The sequence below is a fragment of the Pseudomonas fjordensis genome (assembly GCF_976987115.1).
The window spans coordinates 6,701,227-6,723,518 of sequence record NZ_OZ336860.1 but is presented as its reverse complement, the minus strand read 5'-3'; the positions used below and the strand labels follow the sequence as shown (position 1 = coordinate 6,723,518).

Sequence of the window (22,292 nt, the reverse complement as noted above, 5' to 3'; positions counted from 1 at the left end):
CGCCGCTGTTCCAGGGCGCCTCGTTGACCAAGGAAGACGCGTTGACGCCGGCCTGGATGCAAGACGCCGGCAAGCCGTTGATGATCTCCCTCGAAGAACAGAACCAAGTTGCCATGCGGGTCTCCGACAAGGGCCAGGCGTTGTTCTTTGCCGTGGACACCGGTGCCGAGCTCAAGCGTGTCGACCTGCCGCTTCCGGCCGGTACCAGCGTTGCTTCCATTGGTGAAGACCAGCCGGGCAGCCCGCTGGTGATCCTCGGCTTGTCCAATGGCCAGTCTTTGGTGTTCCGCCACACCTATAAGGTGTCGTACCCGGACGGCAAGAAAACCATCAGCCCAGCGATCGAATACCCCTACGGCGAAACGCCCATCGTGCTGGATGACGCCGGTCGGCCGCTGGAACACGTTGCGCTCAACGCCACCGACACCTCCCTGGTGGTGGCAGGTTCCGCTGGTTCGCACTTGAACGTGCTGACCCTGAGCCGCGAAGAAAACATGATGACCGGTGAAGTCACCAGCGAGCAGAAGCGTGTCGAGCTGCCGCAGATGACCGAGCCGGTGAAAGCGATCTTCATCGACCCACGCCAGCAGTGGCTGTACGTGATCAACGGCCGTGCCCTGGCCGACGTGTTCAGCCTGCGCGACAAGAGCCTCAACGGTCGCTACAAACTGCTGGAAGACGCCGACACGGAAATCACCGCCAGCACCCAGTTGGTTGGCGGCATCTCGCTGATCCTGGGTAACTCCAAAGGCGGCCTGGCCCAGTGGTTCATGGCCCGCGACCCCGATGGCGAACAGCGCCTGAAGCAGATCCGCACCTTCCAGATGGGCACCGCGCCCATCGTCGAAATCAGCGCTGAAGAGCGCCGCAAAGGCTTCACCGCCCTGGATGCTGCTGGCCAGTTCGGCGTGTTCCACAGCACCGCCCATCGCACCTTGCTGGTGGACCCGGTGGTCGATGGCCAGGGCCTGTTCGGCATGTCGCCACGGGCCAACCGTGTGATCGTCGAGGCGGGTGGCAAGCTGCAACCGTTGTTGCTCGACAACCCGCACCCGGAAGTGTCGTGGAGCGCGTTGTGGAGCAAGGTCTGGTACGAGAACTACGACGAGCCTAAATACGTCTGGCAATCCACGGCCGCCAACACTGACTTCGAACCCAAGATGAGCCTCGCCCCGCTGACCTTCGGTACCTTGAAGGCTGCGTTCTACGCCATGCTGCTGGCGGCGCCGCTGGCGGTTGCCGCGGCGATCTACACCGCTTACTTCATGGCACCGAGCCTGCGCCGCAAGGTCAAGCCGGTGATCGAGCTGATGGAAGCCATGCCGACGGTGATCCTCGGCTTCTTCGCCGGCCTGTTCCTGGCACCGTATGTGGAAGGGCACCTGCCGGGCATTTTCAGCCTGTTGATGCTGTTGCCGATTGGCATCCTGGTGGCGGGTTTTGTCTTCAGCCGCTTGCCTGAGTCGATCCGCCTGCGCGTTCCCGATGGTTGGGAAAGCGCGATCCTGATCCCGGTGATCCTGTTCGTGGGCTGGCTCTCGCTGTACATGAGCCCGTACCTGGAAACCTGGTTCTTCGGCGGCGACATGCGCATGTGGATCTCCCACGATCTGGGCATTACCTACGACCAGCGCAACGCCCTGGTGGTCGGCCTGGCCATGGGTTTTGCGGTGATCCCGAACATCTACTCCATCGCCGAAGACGCCGTGTTCAGCGTGCCACGCGGCCTGACCCTGGGCTCCCTGGCCCTGGGCGCCACGCCGTGGCAGACCATGACCCGCGTGGTCATCCTCACTGCCAGCCCGGGCATCTTCTCGGCGCTGATGATCGGTATGGGCCGCGCCGTGGGCGAGACCATGATCGTGCTGATGGCCACCGGCAACACCCCGGTGATGGAGATGAACCTGTTCGAGGGCCTGCGCACCCTGGCGGCCAACGTTGCGGTGGAGATGCCCGAGTCGGAAGTAGGCGGCAGCCATTACCGCGTGCTGTTCCTCTCGGCGCTGGTGCTGCTGTTGTTCACCTTCATCATGAACACCCTCGCCGAGCTGATTCGTCAGCGTCTGCGCAAGAAATACTCGTCGCTTTAAGAAAGGTAGAAGTCTGTGAAACAGAACTCCCTGAATGGATGGTTCAAGAGCGGCGCTCCCGGCGTCTGGATCAGCGGTGGCGCGGTGTCCATCGCGGTCATCATGACCATTGGTTTGCTGGCTGTGATTGCGGTGCGAGGCCTGGGCCATTTCTGGCCGGCCGACCTGATCCAGGCCAACTACAACGTGCCAGGCCAGGCCAACCACATCGTGATCGGCGAAGTGGTGCAGAAAGAAGAAGTGCCGCGTGAACGCCTGAAAAGCGCGGGCCTGCCGGTGCCGGACCAAGGCCCGGAGTTCATGACCCGTGAGCTGATCAAGGTCGGCAACCGCGACCTGAACGGCAACGACTTCACCTGGATCGTCGGCGAGTGGCTGAAGGACCAGACCAAGCCTGCGAACCTGATGGCCATCGAGCGTCGTGAGTGGGGCAACTTCTACGGCACCCTGGTCAACGTCAAGCAGGATGGCAAGGTTATCGCTGAAGGCGAAGCTGCGTGGCCGGAACTGCAGGCGCGTGTCGAGCGTGTGAACAAGCTCGCCGCTCAGCTCAAGACCTTGGAAAAATCCGATATCGGCGCGATCAACGCAGGGCTGGAGCGCATCCGCCTGCACGGTCGCAAACTGGAGCTGGAAGGCAAGCTCGACGCAGCCGCCCAGGCCGACATGGACGCCGACCGCGCCGAGCTGAACGCCCGCTACCAGGACATCGAAGCGCGCCTGGCCGACCTGCACGCACAGTTCAACCGCGACGCCCTCACCGCACGTGACGGCAACGGCAAGGAAGTGGAAATCGGCATCGGCAAAGTGGTGCACGCCTACCAGCCGAACGCCATGGGCACCATGACCAAGATCGGCTTCTACTTCAGCAAGGTCTGGGAATTTCTCAGCGATGACCCACGGGAAGCCAACACCGAAGGCGGGATCTTCCCGGCCATCTTCGGCACCGTGATGATGACCCTGATCATGGCAATGATCGTGACCCCGTTTGGCGTGCTGGCCGCGGTGTACCTGCGTGAATACGCCAAGCAGAACACCTTGACCCGCATCATCCGCATCGCCGTGAATAACCTGGCCGGTGTACCGGCCATCGTCTACGGCGTGTTCGGCCTGGGCTTCTTCGTGTATGTATTGGGGGGCTCGGTCGACCGTCTGTTCTTCGCTGAAGCCCTGCCGGCGCCGACCTTCGGTACGCCGGGGCTGCTGTGGGCCTCGCTGACCCTGGCGCTGCTGGCGGTGCCGGTGGTGATCGTGGCCACTGAAGAAGGCTTGGCGCGCATTCCCCGCACCGTGCGTGAAGGCTCCCTGGCACTCGGCGCGACCAAGGCGGAAACGCTGTGGAAGATCGTGCTGCCGATGGCCAGCCCGGCGATGATGACCGGCATGATCCTCGCCGTGGCGCGTGCCGCCGGTGAGGTGGCACCATTGATGTTGGTGGGTGTAGTGAAGCTGGCGCCGTCGCTGCCGCTGGACGGTAACTATCCGTACCTGCACCTGGACCAGAAGATCATGCACCTGGGCTTCCATATTTATGACGTCGGCTTCCAGAGCCCCAACGTCGAAGCCGCACGGCCACTGGTGTACGCCACTGCCTTGCTGCTGGTACTGGTGATCGCCACGCTCAACCTGTCGGCGGTGTGGATTCGTAACCACCTGCGCGAGAAGTACAAGGCGTTGGACAGTTAATGCGATCCAATGTGGGAGCTGGCTTGCCTGCGATGCAGACGACGCGGTGTATCAGTAAGACCGCAGTGATGCCATCGCAGGCAAGCCAGCTCCCACAGACACAGAATTTGAGTAAGCCGCCCCGGCGGTTCAACGAATGAATTGGTAGCACAGGGAGCATCCCATGCAACACGAAACCCAATCCCACGGCATCAACATGTCTGCCCTGGGTCGCGACAAGCAGAGCCTGAGCCTGGCCCAGGAAACCGTGGCCATCGAAGTCCCTGGCCTGAGCCTGTACTACGGCGACAAGCAGGCGTTGTTCGACGTCAGCATGAACATTCCCAAGCAACGCGTGACCGCCTTCATTGGCCCGTCGGGCTGCGGCAAGTCCACGTTGTTGCGTACCTTCAACCGCATGAATGACCTAGTGGACGGTTGCCGTGTAGAAGGTGCAATCAACCTCTACGGCACCAATATCTACCGCAAGGGCGAAGACGTGGCCGAGCTGCGTCGCCGCGTGGGCATGGTGTTCCAGAAGCCCAACCCGTTCCCCAAGACCATCTACGAAAACGTGGTTTACGGCCTGCGTATCCAGGGCATCAACAAGAAACGCATCCTCGACGAAGCGGTTGAATGGGCGCTCAAGGGCGCGGCATTGTGGGACGAGGTCAAGGACCGCCTGCACGAATCGGCACTCGGCTTGTCCGGCGGCCAGCAGCAGCGTCTGGTGATCGCCCGTACCATCGCCGTAGAGCCGGAAGTGTTGCTGCTCGACGAACCGTGCTCGGCCCTCGACCCGATCTCCACGTTGAAAGTCGAAGAGCTGATCTACGAGCTCAAGTCCAAGTTCACCATCGTCATCGTGACCCACAACATGCAACAGGCGGCGCGGGTGTCCGACTACACCGCGTTCATGTACATGGGCAAGCTGGTGGAGTTCGGCGATACCGACACCCTGTTCACCAATCCGGCGAAGAAGCAGACCGAAGACTACATCACCGGTCGCTACGGCTAGGAAGCTGTGGTTCTGATTGTACTGACGCTGCGGTTCTCCGCACCTTACCGGACGCTCCAAGGACGCCAACATGATTAGCAAAGAAGGCCTTACCCACCACATCTCCGCGCAGTTCAATGCCGAGCTTGAGGAAGTGCGCAGCCACCTCCTGGCGATGGGCGGGCTGGTGGAGAAGCAAGTCAACGATGCGGTCACCGCGCTGATCGAGGCCGACTCGGGCCTGGCCCAGCAGGTGCGTGAGATTGACGAGCAGATCAACCAGATGGAACGCAATATCGACGAAGAGTGCCTGCGCATTCTTGCCCGCCGCCAGCCGGCGGCCTCGGACCTGCGTTTGATCATCAGCATTTCCAAGTCGGTGATCGACCTGGAGCGCATCGGTGACGAAGCCACCAAGATTGCCCGCCGCGCCATCCAGCTGTGCGAAGAGGGTGAGGCGCCCCGTGGCTACGTGGAAGTGCGCCATATCGGTGATCAGGTGCGCAACATGGTGCGTGATGCCCTCGACGCCTTCGCCCGCTTTGACGCCGAACTGGCGTTGTCGGTGGCCCAGTACGACAAGATCATCGACCGCGAATACAAGACCGCGCTGCGTGAGCTGGCCACTTACATGATGGAAGATCCGCGCTCGATCTCGCGGGTCTTGAACATCATTTGGGTGCTGCGTTCCCTGGAGCGTATCGGCGACCATGCGCGCAATATCTCGGAGCTGGTGATTTATCTGGTGCGCGGCACCGACGTGCGGCACATGGGCCTCAAGCGCATGAAGGCCGAAGTTGAAGGGACTGCTGATCTAATCCCTAATGTTTCGGGCGAATCTGACGATAAGTAAGGTTGCCCGAGAAATTAACGCCCGGCCTCTGGCCGGGCGTTTTCGTTTGTGGCATCTGAATTTTTTGCACAGCAGGCGCCATAAAGTCCTTCTGTGACCCGCGAGTTTTGGCAAAATGCCATCAGTCAGGCGTTTTGCAGACGTTTTTATAGGATGAAGGGTCGATGAGTAAAGTCAGTGTGTTGGTGGTGGATGACGCCTCGTTTATTCGCGACCTGGTGAAGAAGTGCCTGCGCAATTACTTCCCTGGGATCAAGATCGAAGATGCGGTGAACGGCAAAAAGGCGCAATCCATCCTGATGCGCGAAACCTTCGACCTGGTGCTGTGTGACTGGGAAATGCCGGAAATGTCCGGTATTGAGCTATTGACCTGGTGCCGCGAGCAAGCGCACCTGAAGGCCATGCCGTTCGTGATGGTGACCAGCCGTGGCGACAAGGAAAACGTGGTGCAGGCGATTCAGGCGGGCGTTTCCGGCTACGTGAGCAAGCCGTTCACCAACGAGCAGTTGCTGAACAAGGTCAAGCAGGCCCTGCACAAGATCGGTCGCCTCGATGCGCTGATTGCCAGCGCGCCGACCAAGATGAACTCAGCCTTCGGCAACGACTCCCTGAGCGCCCTGACCGGCGGCAAACCCGAAGCGGTCAAGCCGGCCCCGGTGGCGGCGCCCAGCAAAGGCCTGCTCAACACCCCACCCGTGAAGGCCCCCGCAGCGGCGGCGCCGGCTGGCAGTCGCGGTCAGGGCCAGTTGCGCCTCGCAAGCGGCACCCAGCAATGCGTGATCAAGGCCCTGAGCATCAAGGAGGCGTTGCTGGTGGTGAAGCGTGGCGAGGTCCTGCCTCAGGTGCTGGAAAGCGCCGTGCTCGACCTGGAGCAGGGTGACAACGCCGAAGTCGCACGGCTCAACGGTTACTTGCACGCCATCGTCGCCTACGAGCCCAAGCCCGACAGCGACTGGTTGCAACTGACCTTCCGCTTTATCGACCAGGATGCGCAGAAGCTGGACTACATATCCCGCCTGATCGCCCGTGGCACGGCGCAGAAGCATTTCGTGCCGGGTGCGTAAAGCGCTGCCCCCTGTAGGAGCGAGCTTGCTCGCGAAAAACGTAAACGATAACGCGTGCGTCCTGAATAAACGCGGCGCCTGTGCGTTTTTCGCGAGCAAGCTCGCTCCTACAGGAGGCGCCAGGTCCACAGTCAGTCCAGCAGCAGCACCTTGGCCAACACGATCTTCGGCCCTTTCATCTTCTTGATGATGATCCGCAAGCCTTCAACTTCCAGCACTTCTTCCTCTTCCGGCACGCGCTTGAGCGTGTCGTAGATCAGGCCGGCCAGGGTTTCGGCTTCGATGTGGTCCAGGTCGACGCCCAGCAGGCGTTCCACCTTGAACAATGGCGTGTCGCCACGTACCAGCAATTTGCCGGGCTGGTAGGCGAGGATGCCGCGCTCGGCCTTGCGGTGTTCGTCCTGGATATCGCCCACCAGCACTTCCAGCACGTCTTCCATGGTCAGGTAACCGATGATCTTGCCGTCGGCTTCTTCCACCAGGGCGAAGTGCGCGCCGCCTTTGCGGAACTGCTCCAGCAGTTGCGACAACGGCATATGCCGCGATACGCGTTCCAGCGGGCGGGTCAATTCGGCTAGGTTGAACGATTCGGGGATATGGTCCAGCGCGGCCAGCTCCAGCAGCAAATCCTTGATGTGCAGCAAGCCGACAAACTCGTTGCGCACCGCGTCATACACCGGGTAACGGCTGAATTTGTGACGACGGAACAGCGCGAGGATTTCTTTGAGCGGGGCGTTGAAGTCCAGGGTCACCAGGTCTTCCCGGGAGTTGGCCCAGTCCACTACTTCCAGCTCGCCCATTTCCACGGCGGAGGCCAGTACGCGCATGCCTTGGTCGCTGGGGTCCTGGCCACGGCTGGAGTGCAGGATCAGCTTGAGTTCTTCGCGGCTGTAATGGTGCTCATGGTGAGGGCCAGGCTCGCCTTGGCCAGCGATGCGCAAAATGGCGTTGGCACTGGCGTTGAGCAGGTAGATGGCCGGGTACATCGCCCAGTAGAACAGGTACAGCGGCACGGCCGTCCACAGCGACAGCAGCTCGGGTTTGCGAATCGCCCAGGATTTGGGGGCCAACTCACCGACCACGATGTGCAGGTAGGAAATCACGAAGAAGGCGGCAAAGAACGAAACGCCCTTGATCACTTCCGGCGACTGCACGCCGACCGCGCCCAGCATCGGCTCGAGGATATGCGCAAAGGCTGGTTCACCGACCCAGCCCAAGCCCAGGGACGCCAGGGTGATACCCAACTGGCAAGCCGACAGGTAGGCGTCGAGCTGGCTGTGCACGGTACGCAGGATCTGCCCGCGCCAGCCGTTCTTATGGGCGATGGCCTCGACGCGGGTGGCGCGCAGTTTGACCATGGCAAATTCCGCCGCAACGAAGAAACCGTTGAGCAGTACCAGGATCAGTGCAAAAAGAATCATGCCGAAATCGGCGAAGAGTGTAGCGAGGGTAATGCCAGGGGAAGGGTCCATGATGGGGTTTTGCAGGTTCCGTGTGTTCAATAAGGGGTGACAGGTGGGCCTGAAAGGCAGGCACAAGTCGGCCAATGTAGCGGCTGACGGGGCGCTTGCCTAGTGCCCGCTGCCCGGCGGGGCTGCAATGCTTGCTTTGAAACAACACAAATCCAGTGTGGGAGCGGGCTTGCTCGCGAATGCGGTGGGTCAGTCAGTTTATTCATTCACTGATACCCCGCATTCGCGAGCAAGCCCGCTCCCACATTTAGCCCTGTTGTGTTTCGAGATTATTTATCTTCTTCGAGTGCTCGCGAACGGGTCACCTGCGCCGGCGGAAAATGGCAGGTAAAGGTACTGCCATGCCCCAGCACGCTGCTGATTTCCAGGCGGGCCCGATGGCGCAGCAGCACATGCTTGACGATGGCCAGGCCCAGCCCGGTGCCGCCGGTGTTGGAGTTGCGGCTGGAGTCGACCCGGTAGAAACGCTCGGTCAGGCGCGGCAGGTGCTTGGCGTCGATACCGATCCCCGAGTCCTGCACGCTCAGGTGCGCACCGTGCTCGTCGGCCCACCAGCGAATGCGGATATTGCCCTTGTCCTGGGTGTACTTCACCGCGTTGAACACCAGGTTGGAGAAGGCGCTGCGTAGTTCGCCTTCGCTGCCCTTGAGCAGTACGGTTGGGTCGGCCTCCAGCGTGATCTGCTGCCCGCGTTCGCCCGAGAGCGCCTGGGCATCGTTCTTGATCGTCTGCAACAGGCTCTGCACGGCCACGGGGTGGTTGTCCGAGGGGTAGTCCGTGGCCTCAAGCTTGGCCAGCAACAGCAGGTCGTTGAGCAGGGTCTGCATGCGTGAGCCTTGCTGCTGCATCTGTTGCAGGGCACGGCTCCAGCGCGGGTTGATCTCGTCGACATTGTCGAGCAACGTCTCCAGATAGCCGCAGATTACCGTCAACGGCGTGCGCAGCTCGTGGGAGACGTTGGCGACGAAGTCTTTGCGCATCTGTTCCAGCTGGTGGATACGGGTCACGTCACGCACCAGCATCAGGTGCTCGTTGTTGCCGTAGCGGGTCAGGTACAGCTGGATGCGTACGCGGTCGTTGGTGGGCGAGGGGATTTCCAGGGCTTCTTCGTAGTTGTCCTGCTCGAAGTATTCCTTGAAGCGCGGGTGACGCACCAGGTTGGTCACCGGCTGGCCGCTGTCCTGGGGCGTCTTGAGGCCCAGCAGGGTCTCGGCGGCACGGTTCCACCATTCCAGGTTGCCGTCGCTGTCGAGCATGATCACCGCGTCTTTGAGCGCGGCGGTGGACTCCTGCACCCGGTCGATCACCGCTTGCAGGCGCCCGCGTACCCGTTGGTCGCGGCGTTGCAGGTGGTAGATGCTGTCGAACACCTCGCCCCACAGGCCGTAGCCATCGGGCGGTGCTTCATCGGGTTTGTGCTGGCGCAGCCATTCATGCAGGCGCAGCAACTGCTTGAGGGTCCAGCCCAGGTACAAGGCAATGCCCGCAGCCAGGCTCCAGCCGTAGTAGCCGCTGACCAGCCCCACCAGCAGGCAGCCGGTGACCAGCAAGAGCATGTGGCGGATCAGGGTGCCATGCCAGTTTTGGTTCACTTGAACATGCGTCCTTGTCAGCTGTTTAAGTCAGGCGATTAAGTCACGAAACGGCTGGCTCAGCCTTTGGTAGAAAACCGATAGCCGGTGCCGCGCACGGTTTGTACCAGATTCTCGTACGCATCGCCCAAGGCTTTGCGCAGGCGGCGGATATGCACATCCACCGTGCGCTCTTCCACATAGACGTTGCCGCCCCACACCTGGTCGAGCAGTTGGCCACGGGTGTAGGCGCGCTCCTGGTGGGTCATGAAGAATTGCAGCAGGCGGTACTCGGTCGGTCCCATCTCCGCAGGCTTGCCGTCGATGGTCACGCGGTGGCTGATCGGGTCCAGGATCAGGCCGTCGACTTCGATAGGCGCTTCGCCATCGGTCGGGCCGGCGCGGCGCAGCACGGCTTTGAGGCGCGCCACCAGCTCCCTGGGGGAAAACGGCTTGGTGATGTAGTCATCGGCGCCGACTTCCAGGCCCTGGATCTTGTTGTCCTCTTCGCCCTTGGCGGTGAGCATGATGATCGGAATATCCCCGGTCAGCTCGTCACGCTTGAGACGGCGGGCCAACTCGATGCCCGAGGTGCCGGGCAGCATCCAGTCGAGCAGGATCAGGTCCGGCTTGCGGTCGACGATAATGGCGTGGGCCTGTTGGGAGTTTTCCGCCTCCAGGCAGTCATAGCCGGCCATTTCCAACGCAACGGCGATCATCTCGCGAATGGGCGCTTCGTCGTCAACAATCAGAATGCTCCTGCCAACCATGCTCAAAATCCTCTTGTCATTTAACTGTCTTGCGCCGCATTAGATAACGGAATTATTGCAGTCGTGTGACAGTAATTTAGTCGCTTGGGCAATTAACGGCACTCTGGACTACCCTTTGGGTCCGAATCCTGACAACCACAAAAGGAAGGTTCCGATGACTTACAGCACTGTTTCCTGGAAAGCCCTGCTGGTATCTGCGGTGTTGACGCTGCCAGGCCTGGCGTTTGCGGCAGAGCCGGCGATGACTAACGACGGGATGTTGGTGGATCACAAAGGGATGACGCTCTACACCTTCGATAAGGACGCTGATGGCAAATCAGTGTGCAAGGACCAGTGCGCGACCAACTGGCCACCGCTGAAGGCAGAATCCACCGACACCAAGACCGGCGATTGGACGGTGATCACCCGCGACGACCAGACCAGCCAGTGGGCGTACAAAGGCAAGCCTGTCTACACCTACAAGGACGACAAGAAAGCCGGTGACAAGACCGGTGATGGCAAGGGTAGCGTTTGGCACATCATCAAACCCTGACTAAGCGGCGGCTTTGAGGCCTTCGCGAGCAAGCCCGCTCCCACTTTTGATGTGCGAATACAATCAAAATGTGGGAGCTGGCTTGCCTGCGATGGCGCCCCAACAATCACCACAGAATCCTCAGCGAACCGCGTAATCCACCACAATCCCGACAAAAATCGCCAACCCCGCCCAGTGGTTATGCAAGAACGCCTTAAAGCACTTCATGCGGTCCCTGTCCCGCGTGTACCAGAACTCCCAGACAAAACAGCCCGCCGCCGCCAGCAACCCGAGGTGGAACCACCCGCCCAACTCGAACCGCGCGCCGGCCAGCAACAGGCACGCCAGCGCCAGGCCTTGCAGGGTGAGAATGATCACGCGGTCGGCATCGCCAAATAGAATCGCGGTGGATTTCACCCCGATCTTCAAGTCGTCATCGCGGTCGGTCATGGCGTAATAGGTGTCGTAGCCCACCGTCCACAACAGGTTGGCGATGTACAGCAGCCACGCCGTGGCAGGCAAATGGCCGGTCTCGGCGGTAAACGCCATCGGCATGCCCCAGGAAAACGCCGCGCCCAGCACCACTTGGGGGTAATAGGTGTAGCGCTTCATGAACGGGTAGCTCGCCGCCAGAGCCAGGCCGCCCAGGGACAGCAGGATGGTGCTGGCGTTGGTCAGCAGCACCAGCAGGAAACTGATGCCCATCAACACGGCAAAAAACACCAGCGCTTCTTTCGAGCTGATCTTGCCGCTTACCAGCGGGCGTTGCTCGGTGCGTTTCACATGGCCATCGACCTTGCGGTCGGCCCAGTCATTGATCACGCAGCCGCCGGCCCGGGTGAGTACCACGCCCAGCACGAAAATCACGATATTGATCAGCGACGGCGAACCCTTGCCGGCGATCCACAGTGCCCACAGTGTCGGCCACAGCAGCAGGTAGATGCCGATGGGTTTGTCCATGCGCGTCAACTGAATGAAATCCCAGGCCCTGGGGTTCAGGCGGTTCAAGGACTTGAGCAGACGTTGGTACATCAGCAGTTCTCCGGATGTGCGTGCAACGCGTGCCAGAAACTCGGCAGGAAGACTTCCGCCACCAGCACGCTCAGCGCCCCGCGGTCGAAGCGTGAACGGCGCGCCCACAGATTATCGGCCTGGTCCGCTGTCGGCAGCCAGGCACGAGGGTAGTGACACACTTCAATGGCCTGGCGGGTAAAGGCGCGGTCGCAGAACAGCAACTCGCCGAGCGAACGGCTGCCCAACTCGTCCATGTGCAGCCCATCGCCCTGCAAGGCACTGCGGGCCGCCACGCTGCGGGCGAACACCCAAGGCTGGCCGTGCCCGCGCAAATACACCTCGCGTACCCAACCGATACTGGCCGGCGGCAGGTCCAGGGCGGCACATTCGTCGTCGCGCAACGGTTGCCAGCCTTCGAACAGCGGCGTCACGCTGAAACCCTCGTTGGACAGCCACGTCAGCCGTCGCGTCAGCGAGCCTTGGTCAAACAGCCAATTGAGGGTCAAGGGCGTGGGCAAGGGGCTCAGAAGGCTCTGGGTCAGCCATTGGCAAGCGTCGGGAAGGGCGATTGAGTGCGGCACGGTGAGTCAGTATTGGCAGCAAAAGAGGCGGCGAGCTTACCATGGCACCCTGGGCTTTTGCCGTGCCAAACCCGTCGTTTGCGTCGAACGTGCTTGCATCTGCCGGCCCCGATCAGTACAAAACGCCCTGAGCCGCGCGGCAACGCTGGATCCATCGACCGCCGGCCAACACGCCTGAACCTGAGGAAGCACGTAATGAAGAAGTGGCAATGTATCGTCTGTGGCCTTATTTACAACGAAGCGGACGGCTGGCCGGATGACGGTATTGCACCAGGCACTCTGTGGCAGGACGTCCCGGAAGACTGGCTGTGCCCGGACTGCGGCGTGGGTAAGTCGGACTTCGAAATGATCGAAATCGCGTAATCCCGAATTTAAGAAACGTACTACAAGGAGAAAGGAATGAACGCACCTGTCGTGATCATCGGCACAGGATTGGCCGGTTACAACGTCGCCCGGGAGTTTCGCAAGCTCGACAGCGAGACCCCGTTGCTGCTGATCACCGCAGATGACGGACGCTCCTACTCCAAACCCATGCTCTCCACCGGCTTTGGCAAGAACAAGGAAGCCGATGGCCTGAGCATGGCCGAACCCGGCGCCATGGCCGAGCAACTCAAGGCCCAGGTGCGCACCCATACCCGTATCAGCGGCATCGACCCAGGCCACAAGCGCCTGTGGATCGGCGAGGAAGCGGTGACCTATCGCGACCTGGTCCTGGCCTGGGGCGCAGAAACCGTGCGCGTACCGGTCGAAGGCGATGCGGCTGAGCTGATTTTCCCGATCAACGATCTGGAAGACTACGCGCGCTTTCGTGCCGCCGCTGCCGGTAAACGGCGCGTGCTGCTGCTCGGCGCCGGCCTGATCGGCTGCGAATTTGCCAACGATCTGATCCTGGGCGGCTATGAAATCGATCTGGTCGCGCCCTGTGAGCAAGTCATGCCGACCCTGCTGCACCCGGCGGCGGCCGCAGCGGTGCAAGCCGGGCTGGAGGGCATCGGCGCGCGTTTCCACCTGGGCCCGGTGCTCAATCGCCTGCAACGCACGGCTGATGGCCTTGAAGCGCACCTGTCGGACGGCGAGGTGATCCACTGTGACCTGGTGGTGTCTGCCATTGGCCTACGCCCGCGTGTAGACCTGGCCGCAGCGGCCGGCCTGCAAATCAACCGCGGGATCATGGTGGACCGCCACCTCAAGACCTCCCACGCCAACATCTATGCCTTGGGCGACTGCGCCGAGGTCGATGGCTTGAACTTGCTGTACGTGATGCCGCTGATGAGCTGCGCCCGTGCCCTGGCGCAAACCCTGGCCGGCAATGCCACGGCGGTGAGCTATGGGCCGATGCCCATCACCGTGAAAACCCCGGTGTGCCCGCTGGTGGTATCACCTGCGCCACGGGGCACGGAAGGCGTGTGGAGCGTCGAAGGGCAGGGCGCCGACATCAAGGCCCTGTGCCGCGATGCCAGTGGCCGCCTGCTGGGTTATGCGTTGACCGGCAGCGCCGTCATGGAAAAACTGGCGCTGAACAAAGAACTTCCGCCGCTGCTGGCGTAAATACCACCCGTTCTGTCGCAAACATCACGTTCTTACCCGGAGAAAGGCCGCCGCGAGACTGGCGCGGCGCCCGAGGGCATGCCATCCTCACTCCCGTCTGCCGCAGAGTAGAGCCTGCGGCGCCTTGGCGCTGCTCCACCAGAGAGCAGCACGGACATAACAACAAAAAACCGTCAAAGAGGCTTCACATATGCGTAAACCAGAACTCGCAGCCGCCATCGCTGAAAAAGCCGATCTCACCAAAGAACAGGCCAACCGCGTCCTCAACGCCGTCCTCGAAGAAATCACCGGCGCCCTGCACCGCAAAGACAGCGTCACCCTGGTTGGCTTCGGCACTTTCCTGCAACGCCACCGCGGCGCCCGCACTGGCAAAAACCCGCAAACCGGTGAGCCAGTGAAAATCAAGGCGAGCAACACCGTAGCGTTCAAGCCGGGCAAGTCGCTCAAAGACAGCGTCAACCCGTAATAGTGGTACCGCCTGAAGGGAGGCGGGAGGGTATGAAAAATGGGCACGCCGGCGGGTCGGGTGCCCATTTTTTTGCTCTTTGTGTTTGTGTGATCAGCTAAATTGAACGAGGAAATAGCCCCCCATTTCGCCTTCTTTCATTTTTTTCGCTCGATTATCGGCGAACACGTAACCTATACCGCCACCAAATATGCCTTCGTGACGAGCGCTTACTTTTGCGATATCGGTATCGGTCAACTGAGCCAGGAAATAGTAGCGAGGGCTTTCATACAGCGGGTCTTGCAGCCAAGCGGGGCGCCCTAAAACCTTGCTGATACCTACGCCACACTCCACGTCTTCCAGTTCTTCTTCCATTTGTTCGGGAGTCAATGGTTGCTGTGCAATATACTTTCGTGGAATCGGATCAGCCAATGTAGCGGGTGTGAGCTCAGCGGATGCGAGCGTGTGAAGCAGGACACGGCCATGGCCAGTTTGAAGTTTCTGCATCTCGCTTTGTTGATGAACAGCCAACTTGCGCACTGATGCCCGCGTGTAGGTTTCGTCATTTCGCTCAACGCTGACAAACACCGTCAGCGCCATTCCAGGAGGAATGAATGGCACACTCAGAAACGTTGAAGTCATCGTCATCACAGGCAGCATCAATTGGCCGGTTTGTGGATCTCTCGGCCAGAGATCAAGATCTGTCAGCCACGCGCCTCCACCTACTTGTCCAAGGCCATGATCTTGCTCTGAGAGAATGATTTGGTTGATGCCCATAGCGCGTGATCCTTTAGAAACAACCTTTTCGTTTGGCGAATGAAGTGGCGGAGCGCCTCGCCGTTCTGGCCTGTTGTTGCGTAATGATGCCGGTTTTGACCAGCGAGTTGTGTATGGCTTGAGACATGAGGCGAATTTCCAGCTTGCCGCGCTTGAGCATTTGGTTAGGGCCCATGCCGCGAGCGCGCCTCAAACGATTTTCCTCGGCATGTACCATGTCGTGATGCTTAGGGGACAGCGCGATGGACGGGTTGCCCTTGTAGCGGCGACCTTTGGCAATACCTTTTTCTTCCAAAAATTTATTTCGGACAATCTCGTGTGCTTCCAGTCCATCATTCTTGTGGGCCTTTGCACCGTAACCTGCCACTTCGCCTTCTTTGAGCAGCCCAAGCGGGTCAATCCACCCGGACGTATTGGGTGCGTATTGATAGAGGTTATAACTCCCCGCCAAACCAATCGGATCCGGCGTCGTAAACCGCCCCACATCCGGATCATAAAACCGAAACGTGTTGTAGTGCAGCCCAATCTCCCGATCCAGATACTGCCCCTGGAACCGCAAATTCTGCTCTTCGATAAAGTACGCTTCACGCACTTCTTCGTCCGCATTCCCCCACACCTGATAGCGCGCCTGCCACACCGTTTTTCCATCAGCTTCGGTCAGTTGCTCAGGCAATCCATTCAGGTCGTTGTGGTAGTAGCGTACGCTTTGATGCTCGCCCGTGCCGTCCACGCGAGCCAGCGGTACATAGCCGTCTTCTTCATAGAGATAGAGGCTGGTCTGGCTATGCCGATGCTCCTGCAGCAGGCGCAACCCCTCCCAATCAAAGCGGGTTTCACCCAACGGATAACCGTTGCTGTCATGTTCGGTTTTAGCGATGCGCCGTCCGAGGGGGTCGTAGGTCATTTTCACGACCGTTTCGCGTCCATCCTTCTGGCTACGGACTTCGATCAGGCGATGCTCTGCGTCGTAGGCAAAAAACTGTACGCCGCGTAGGGCACTGCGTTTTTCGATCATTCGGCCAAAGCCGTCGTAACGATAGCGTTTGTCCTGATAGGTCAACAGCTTGTTATGCACCACCAGCCCCGCACTGGCTGACGGACCGTCCAGCAGGTTGGCGGCGGCATCATAGGCAAACGTTTCTCGCTGGCCCTGAGCGTTGTCCTGGCTGGCGATAATGCGCCCGGTCGCGTCGTAGTGGAGCAGTTGGCGCTGATCCCGATGGTTATCGCGGTCACGCTCCAGGCGGCCGATCAGGTTATCGGCCGGGTCATAGTCAAAGTGTTTTTGCTGGGCGGCCGGCAGTTGCGTGGGCTGGCCGTTGGGACGGCGTATCCGTGAGCGCAGGCGGCCGCTGCGGTCGTATTCGCTGCGCGTAGTGATCTGGCCTTGGGTACGCAGGACTTCACGGTGCAGGCGGTCGCGTTCGAAGTCGCAGATGATGCGCCCGTCGAGGTTGATCTGGTGCAGGTGGCCGCTGCCGTAGTACAGGCGGTTGAGCCAACGGCCGTCGGGCAACTGCGTCTGGATCAGGTTGCCGAGTTCATCGTAGTGGTAGTTCAGGCTGCCGGCGGCGCTTTGTTCGATGAGTAGTTGGCCGCGCGCGTCGTAGGCGAAGGCCAGTGCCTGGGTGGTTTCGTCATTGCCGATGAAGGTGACAGCGGTAAGTTGGTCCAACGGGTCATAGGCGTATTCGGTGCGACCATCATCGGTTTGTTTCAACAGCAAGCGGCCCACTGCATCGCGTTCGAGTCGATGCACAATTGAAGGCTCAGGCGTCTGCCCTGTGGGCACGTACTCAACGGCGGCTACGTTATCCAGAAGGTCATAGGCATAACGTCGGGCGCTGCCGTCGAGGTCTTGCTGCTCTACCAGACGGTCGCACGGGTCCCAGGTAAAGCGGTAACTCTCACCATTTTCATTGGTCAGGGTTTGGAGGTGTCCGTAGGCGTCGTAGCGGAACTCAATCTGCCGGCCATGGGCATCTATTCGTTGGCGCACCTGCCCGCGGCGTCCGTACTGGTAGCGGGTGGTGTGACCTGCGGCATCGGTATAGCCGATCAACAGACCGCTGGTATCGCGCAGGTACTGCTCGATGCGGCCGTCCGGCATTTCGCTCTGTAGCAACCGGCCTTGGCTGTCGTGTTGATAGCGCTGGCGCTCACCCAAAGCGTCGATGACTACCTGCAAATGACCCTGGCGGTCGTACTCGAACGCTGTGGGGTACCCCGAACAGTCGATATGCTGGATTAACTGTCCGGTTTCATTCCAGCGCAGGGTTTTGCTTTTGCCCGTGGCATCGATGATCTCCACCACCTGTCCAAACGTATCGTAGCGATACCGTGTGACATGCCCCAACGGGTCGATTTCACTGACGCAATTGCCTCGCTGGTCGTACTGATATTGCCACGCGTGGCCTGCGGCATCGGTCTCCACCAGCGGCAGCGACCAATGCTCCAGCCACAACGTCGATTCGATACGCCCCACCGGATCCTGGGTGCTGCACAGGTTGCCGGACTCGTCGTAGCCGAACTGCCATTTGCCGCCTTGTGGATCGGTGGCGCTGAGCAGCTGACGCTCGTCATTCCATTCAAACTGCCAGGTTTTTCCCAGGTTGTCGGTGTACTCGGTTATCTGGTACTGCGGGTTCCAGCGGCGTGTGCTGACCCGTTGCAAGCCATCAGTAATGCGCGTCACGCCACCCGGCAAGTCATAGTCGAACCGGTACTCGTCACCTTCATCGGTCCAGTGCCGCACCACGCGCCATTCGCTACCGTCCACACAGTCCCATTGGTAGTAACAACGCAGCCCGGTGGGCAACTGATGCTCGACCATGCGCTGGCCGCTGTCGTAGGTGAAGCGGCGTTGCACATTTGCGTCGGTATCGCGAACTTCGGCCAGGTCGCCGCGAGCATCGTAGCCGTAACTGATAAGGGTTTCTCGGCTGTGATCGGGGTATAGCCGTTTGACTTGCTCCACTCGCGCAGGCCATTGCTGGCTGTAAACAAATTCGACACGCACATGGTCGAACGTATCTCGTAAGTGGCTCAGCCGACCCTGAATGTCATAGTCAAGGAAGATTCGGTTGTCGTTGCGATCCCCCAATTGGCTAAGGCGCAGGCGTGAGGCGTTACCTGGCGTTGGTTCGAATAGCCGATACAGCCCGTCAACGCTTTCGATCAGTAGTTGGCCATTGGTATTGCGCCGTACGCTCAAGCCTTCTCCTGCGCTGAATACGGCACCGCCCAGCGGGATCACGCCCATGTCGATCTGTCGCGCTTGCTCATCGGTATAGACCAGCCGTTCCCCACCTTCGGGGTGTATGCCGATCTCGACGCAGACCTCGTAGATCACGCTCCAGCTGGCACCGAACAGACCGTCGCGACGCTCGTCCCGGCTGCTGTAGTAGCGCTGCCACTCGATAGGGAGCAGGCCGGGCAGGGCGAAGTCCAGATCGTCTTCCCCATCAAGAATTTTCGCGCCCGTGGAGCTGTGTACCGGGTTAGGCGAGCCTGCTACTGCGGAGGTAATGGCATTGGTCACTTGGCTGGTGCCCCACGACACCAGTCCACCAACGACCATGCACGGCAGCTTGCTGAAAAACTTGGAGCCACCACCGCGCAGCATCAACAGCGCGGTCACCGCCAGCCCGACACCGGGGGTCTTGCCGCTGCGGATCTCGCGCACCACCACGGGGCTGCCGCCAATACGCACGTTGCTGGAGATCATCCCCGACTCGACAATCGATGCGTCGCAGGTACTTCGGTCACCGCTACGGGCGGCCGGCTGACCATTAATCGTGACCTTGCTGGAGCCTTCGGCAATAAACTGCGGTGGCATGGGTGGATGCTTGGTGCAGATGACGATGTCCAGCGGTTTGGGGACTGCGCCCGGCGCAGGAACCGCCACAGTGGGGCGCCACATCTGCGAGAAAAATCCCTTGGCCATGTCCAGGTAGCTGGCTTCCTCGGGATTGCCGCCTTCGGCAGGTTGCGGGCTGACCGGGCCGATTGCGCCTGCGGCACGCGCAGCGGGTATGCCGTTGGTGAAGGTGTTATGTGAGCCGGTGGCAATGGTCGCCATCACCACCGGCGGGAATAACGCGTTGCCTATCCAGTCACAAACTTTTGTCAGTCCCTTGTCTGCCCCCGTCTTGCTCATGCCTATGCCGACGATGATGCCCACCACGGCACCCAGTACAAAGCAGCCTAGGCCGCCGGTTACGACCGTAATACCGGTGGCGGCCACAATCGCAGCCGTGGCGACGGCCGTAATAGCGATGTTGGCCGCAATTTCCAGCACGCCGCCCAGGATGTCGGCCATCGCCGAGGTGTGCAGCAGGCCGTCGCCGAGACGTGCCGCCCAGAGAGCGTCAGACATGGATTAAGGGCTTCAAGGTTTGGGATTGAGCTGCAAGGTGCTTTTGATGGTTGCCCAATGGGCGCTTTCAGCATCGCCCAGGGGTTGGGCTTTGACATAACTCAGGGCAAGCATCTGCCGAGTGCCGGGTATCACAAGCGCTAACTGGTATTGATGGATACGCTCGGTGCCCTTGCTGAACTGGTTATGTACTTCGATGGCGTCTATATCCTGCGCCGCGCCTACACGAAGAGCCTTGGCCGGTTGGTAGCGCAAGTCCTGTACCTGCTTTTCCAGCTTCGCCAGTTGCTCTTCGAAGTTGCTCTGCAGCGTCTCGCCATCACCCAGCAGGCTGCGGCTGACGATCAACGAGGTACCCAGCGCGGCGAACTTCAGGATATTGATGGAAGCATCCTGAACCTCATCGCTGGGCAGGGTGAATTCAAATTCATTGAGTCGATAGGTCATTGAAACGGAGTCTCGTTATTGGCCGGAAGACGGCTTGGGAAACATGGCGTTGACGGCGGCGTCAATGTCGCCCTTGACCCCCTGGCCCATGGGAGTGGTGCCGCCTTTGCCGCCAATGTTCAAATGCAGATTGCCTCCGGTGTTGATCTCGGAGCTGCCTTCGGAGTACACGTTGATCTGAACGCCAGTGAGATTGATCTGCCCGCTGGCATTGAGCTCCAGCACGCTTTTGCCACAGACCAGGCGCAGGTTTTCGCCCACTTCAATCAGGTAACTTTTACTGATGGCGTCTGTCTTGCTGAACCCCACCATGAGCATGTCGTCGTGCTTGACTGCGCGTACCCGGTCGTTACCGACGGTCACGACTTCGTCATGCCCGATGCTTTTATTGCGGTCATGCCCCACCGAATGACTCTCATCCACCTCCACCACGATGTCCTGGTTACGCTCGGCATGGATATACAACTGCTCCAGCCCCTTCTTGTCCTCCATGCGGATTTCATTGAAGTTGGCTGGCGTGCCGCCTTTGCTGGAGCGGCTTTTCATGCCGCTCTGGGTAGCGTTCTCTGGCAAATCGTAGGGCACCGTCTGCTCAGCGTTGTAGACGCGCCCAGTGATGATCGGCCGGTCGGGGTCGCCTTCGAGGAAGCTGACGATCACCTCTTGGCCGATGCGTGGAATCTGCATCGAGCCCCAGTTCTTGCCGGCCCAGGATTGCGACACACGAATCCAGCACGAGCTGTTTTCGTTGGATTGGTCGTGGCGGTCCCAGTAGAAATGCACCTTCACGCGCCCGTACTGGTCGGTCCAGATTTCCTCGCCCTTGGGGCCTACCACCAGCGCGGTCTGCGGGCCTTTGACGATGGGGCGGTGGGTGTTGGCCAGTGGGCGGAAACTCTGTTGGGCGTCGATGCAGGTCAGGCTGCTTTCAAACTGCGCCGAGCCTGAACCGCCACCGCTTTCCAGGCTTTCCTGCACGATGAAGTAACGGCAACCGACGATCAGGTATTCGCGGTTCTGGTCCTGGCGGCTGAAACCGGTGAGGCTGAACAGATGGCCCGAGCCCAGGCCGCGCGCATTGCCGCTGAACTCGATCTGTTCATGCAGGGTTTGCAGGGCTTCGATGCGGGTGCGCGCATAGTGTTCGCCGTCGGCGCTTTGCACGTAGGTGCCGGGGTAGTCGTACAGCGGATAGTCACCGGCGGTGTGCGGGCGCGGCATGGCCGAGCGCACATCGATGCTCGCGCTGGGGCGCTGGAAGTCGTAGTCGTTAAGCTCCAGCGAGCCCGGCTGCACCTCCTGCGCCAGGTGCCAGTTGTGCATATGGTCGCGTTCGCGCTGTTGCTCGTCCTTGGGGTAGTAGGGGATCGACGCATAGCCGGGCACGCTGGTGTGAGCGCCATAGGCGTCGGCCAGTACCAGCACATGGCGGTCCTGTTCATGGCGGAAGAAATAGTAGATGCCTTCCTGTTCCATCAGGCGGCTGACGAAATCGAAGCTGGTCTCGCGGTATTGCACGCAGTATTCCCACTCGCGATACGGCCGGCTGAGGGCGTCTTCGAAGTCGGAAAAGCCCAGGTCGCGGAACACCTGCTTGATGATCTGCGGGATGCTCAGGTTCTGGAAGATACGGCAATCGGAGGTACGGCTGAGCAACCACAGCCAGGGGCGCAGGGTGGCCTGATAACTGGCGAACTGGCCCTGGTCGATGTTCTGGCTGCAACGGGCGACGATTCCATGAAAGTACCGTTCGCCACCGTCGGCCAGTTGCAGGCCCACGCTCATCGGTTTGCCCAGCAACTGGTTGAGGTCGATGTTGGCGTCCAGGGACGTCAGTTGCAGCTCATAGTTGAACAGCCGGCCCAGCTCTTCACCGCCGCCCATTTCGTTGAGCAACAGCACATCCGGCCCGAGGGGGCTGGTGATCTTGGCCAGGCGTGAGGCTTGGTTGAATAGCATCGGTAGTCCCGTAAATACCTTAATAACTGAAGAAACCGAATCAAAAATGTGGGAGCGGGCTTGCTCGCGAAAGCGGTGGGTCAGTCACCGGGTGTATCACCTGATACACCGCATTCGCGAGCAAGCCCGCTCCCACAGTTTTGATCGCAT

The 22,292-nt window shown here is 60.4% G+C and carries 18 protein-coding genes; 9 read left to right on the top strand and 9 right to left on the bottom strand.

Features of this window, described 5'->3' with window-relative positions; all coding sequences use genetic code 11:
• The first annotated feature begins 56 nt into the window (after positions 1–56).
• The 5 genes from ACWHXD_RS30915 to ACWHXD_RS30895 all read left to right on the top strand — a co-directional run bounded on the left by ACWHXD_RS30915 (position 57) and on the right by ACWHXD_RS30895 (position 6,669).
• Positions 57–2,090 carry an ABC transporter permease subunit gene (locus ACWHXD_RS30915; protein WP_169918549.1) on the top strand — a complete coding sequence of 678 codons (2,034 nt, stop codon included), beginning with the start codon at positions 57–59 and terminating at the stop codon, positions 2,088–2,090.
• A 15-nt stretch (positions 2,091–2,105) separates the two neighbouring features.
• Positions 2,106–3,776 carry a phosphate ABC transporter permease PstA gene (pstA, locus tag ACWHXD_RS30910; RefSeq protein WP_003195629.1) on the top strand — a complete coding sequence of 557 codons (1,671 nt, stop codon included), beginning with the start codon at positions 2,106–2,108 and terminating at the stop codon, positions 3,774–3,776.
• A gap of 163 nt (positions 3,777–3,939) precedes the next feature.
• Positions 3,940–4,773, top strand: coding sequence for a phosphate ABC transporter ATP-binding protein PstB (gene pstB, locus ACWHXD_RS30905; RefSeq protein WP_003195626.1), 834 nt, complete (start codon positions 3,940–3,942; stop codon positions 4,771–4,773).
• A gap of 70 nt (positions 4,774–4,843) precedes the next feature.
• A complete protein-coding gene (gene phoU, locus ACWHXD_RS30900) occupies positions 4,844–5,605 on the top strand; it encodes a phosphate signaling complex protein PhoU (RefSeq protein ID WP_003195624.1) in 762 nt (253 codons plus the stop codon).
• Positions 5,606–5,769: 164 nt separating this feature from the next.
• Entirely contained in the window at positions 5,770–6,669 is a 900-nt protein-coding gene (locus ACWHXD_RS30895) for a response regulator (protein ID WP_014720514.1), read from the top strand.
• A gap of 131 nt (positions 6,670–6,800) precedes the next feature.
• On the opposite strand, the gene ACWHXD_RS30890 is transcribed toward ACWHXD_RS30895, so the two are convergent.
• The 3 genes from ACWHXD_RS30890 to phoB all read right to left on the bottom strand — a co-directional run bounded on the left by ACWHXD_RS30890 (position 6,801) and on the right by phoB (position 10,482).
• Positions 6,801–8,141: a hemolysin family protein gene (locus tag ACWHXD_RS30890; RefSeq protein WP_003195620.1), complete on the bottom strand. Its 1,341-nt coding sequence runs from the start codon at positions 8,139–8,141 to the stop codon at positions 6,801–6,803.
• Between the two features lie 269 nt (positions 8,142–8,410).
• Positions 8,411–9,697 (bottom strand): phosphate regulon sensor histidine kinase PhoR, encoded by a 1,287-nt coding sequence (gene phoR / locus ACWHXD_RS30885; RefSeq protein WP_178110596.1) that lies wholly within the window; start codon positions 9,695–9,697, stop codon positions 8,411–8,413.
• Positions 9,698–9,792: 95 nt separating this feature from the next.
• Positions 9,793–10,482, bottom strand: a complete 690-nt coding sequence (gene phoB, locus ACWHXD_RS30880; protein ID WP_003195617.1) for a phosphate regulon transcriptional regulator PhoB — start codon at positions 10,480–10,482, stop codon at positions 9,793–9,795.
• Positions 10,483–10,636: 154 nt separating this feature from the next.
• Here phoB and ACWHXD_RS30875 point away from each other — a divergent pair, with 154 nt between their 5' ends.
• Complete coding sequence (locus ACWHXD_RS30875) at positions 10,637–11,014, top strand: COG4315 family predicted lipoprotein (RefSeq protein ID WP_138761982.1); 378 nt, start codon at positions 10,637–10,639, stop codon at positions 11,012–11,014.
• 120 nt (positions 11,015–11,134) lie between these two features.
• Here ACWHXD_RS30875 and ubiA read toward each other — a convergent pair whose 3' ends face one another.
• Together ubiA and ACWHXD_RS30865 are read right to left on the bottom strand one after the other, a co-directional pair.
• Positions 11,135–12,025 (bottom strand): 4-hydroxybenzoate octaprenyltransferase, encoded by an 891-nt coding sequence (gene ubiA / locus ACWHXD_RS30870; RefSeq protein WP_014720511.1) that lies wholly within the window; start codon positions 12,023–12,025, stop codon positions 11,135–11,137.
• Positions 12,025–12,588, bottom strand: a complete 564-nt coding sequence (locus tag ACWHXD_RS30865) for a chorismate--pyruvate lyase family protein (protein WP_138761983.1) — start codon at positions 12,586–12,588, stop codon at positions 12,025–12,027. Before ACWHXD_RS30865 ends, ubiA begins: the two co-directional genes overlap by 1 nt.
• A 195-nt stretch (positions 12,589–12,783) precedes the next feature.
• Here ACWHXD_RS30865 and ACWHXD_RS30860 point away from each other — a divergent pair, with 195 nt between their 5' ends.
• The 3 genes from ACWHXD_RS30860 to ACWHXD_RS30850 all read left to right on the top strand — a co-directional run bounded on the left by ACWHXD_RS30860 (position 12,784) and on the right by ACWHXD_RS30850 (position 14,602).
• Entirely contained in the window at positions 12,784–12,951 is a 168-nt protein-coding gene (locus tag ACWHXD_RS30860) for a rubredoxin (protein WP_014720509.1), read from the top strand.
• Between the two features lie 36 nt (positions 12,952–12,987).
• A complete protein-coding gene (locus tag ACWHXD_RS30855) occupies positions 12,988–14,136 on the top strand; it encodes an NAD(P)/FAD-dependent oxidoreductase (RefSeq protein WP_003195591.1) in 1,149 nt (382 codons plus the stop codon).
• Positions 14,137–14,326: 190 nt separating this feature from the next.
• Complete coding sequence (locus ACWHXD_RS30850) at positions 14,327–14,602, top strand: HU family DNA-binding protein (RefSeq protein WP_003213368.1); 276 nt, start codon at positions 14,327–14,329, stop codon at positions 14,600–14,602.
• Between the two features lie 93 nt (positions 14,603–14,695).
• Here the strand turns inward: ACWHXD_RS30850 and ACWHXD_RS30845 are convergent, their stop codons facing one another.
• From ACWHXD_RS30845 to ACWHXD_RS30830, 4 genes are read right to left on the bottom strand one after another with little or no spacing between them, the layout of a single operon-like run.
• Positions 14,696–15,358, bottom strand: a complete 663-nt coding sequence (locus tag ACWHXD_RS30845; protein WP_032894500.1) for a hypothetical protein — start codon at positions 15,356–15,358, stop codon at positions 14,696–14,698.
• 13 nt (positions 15,359–15,371) lie between these two features.
• Positions 15,372–19,736, bottom strand: a complete 4,365-nt coding sequence (locus ACWHXD_RS30840) for an RHS repeat-associated core domain-containing protein (RefSeq protein WP_238344548.1) — start codon at positions 19,734–19,736, stop codon at positions 15,372–15,374.
• A 12-nt stretch (positions 19,737–19,748) separates the two neighbouring features.
• Entirely contained in the window at positions 19,749–20,183 is a 435-nt protein-coding gene (locus ACWHXD_RS30835) for a DcrB-related protein (protein WP_060763892.1), read from the bottom strand.
• A gap of 15 nt (positions 20,184–20,198) precedes the next feature.
• On the bottom strand, positions 20,199–22,142 hold the full coding sequence (locus ACWHXD_RS30830) for a type VI secretion system Vgr family protein (protein WP_032894502.1): 1,944 nt from the start codon (positions 22,140–22,142) through the stop codon (positions 20,199–20,201).
• Positions 22,143–22,292 lie beyond the last annotated feature (150 nt).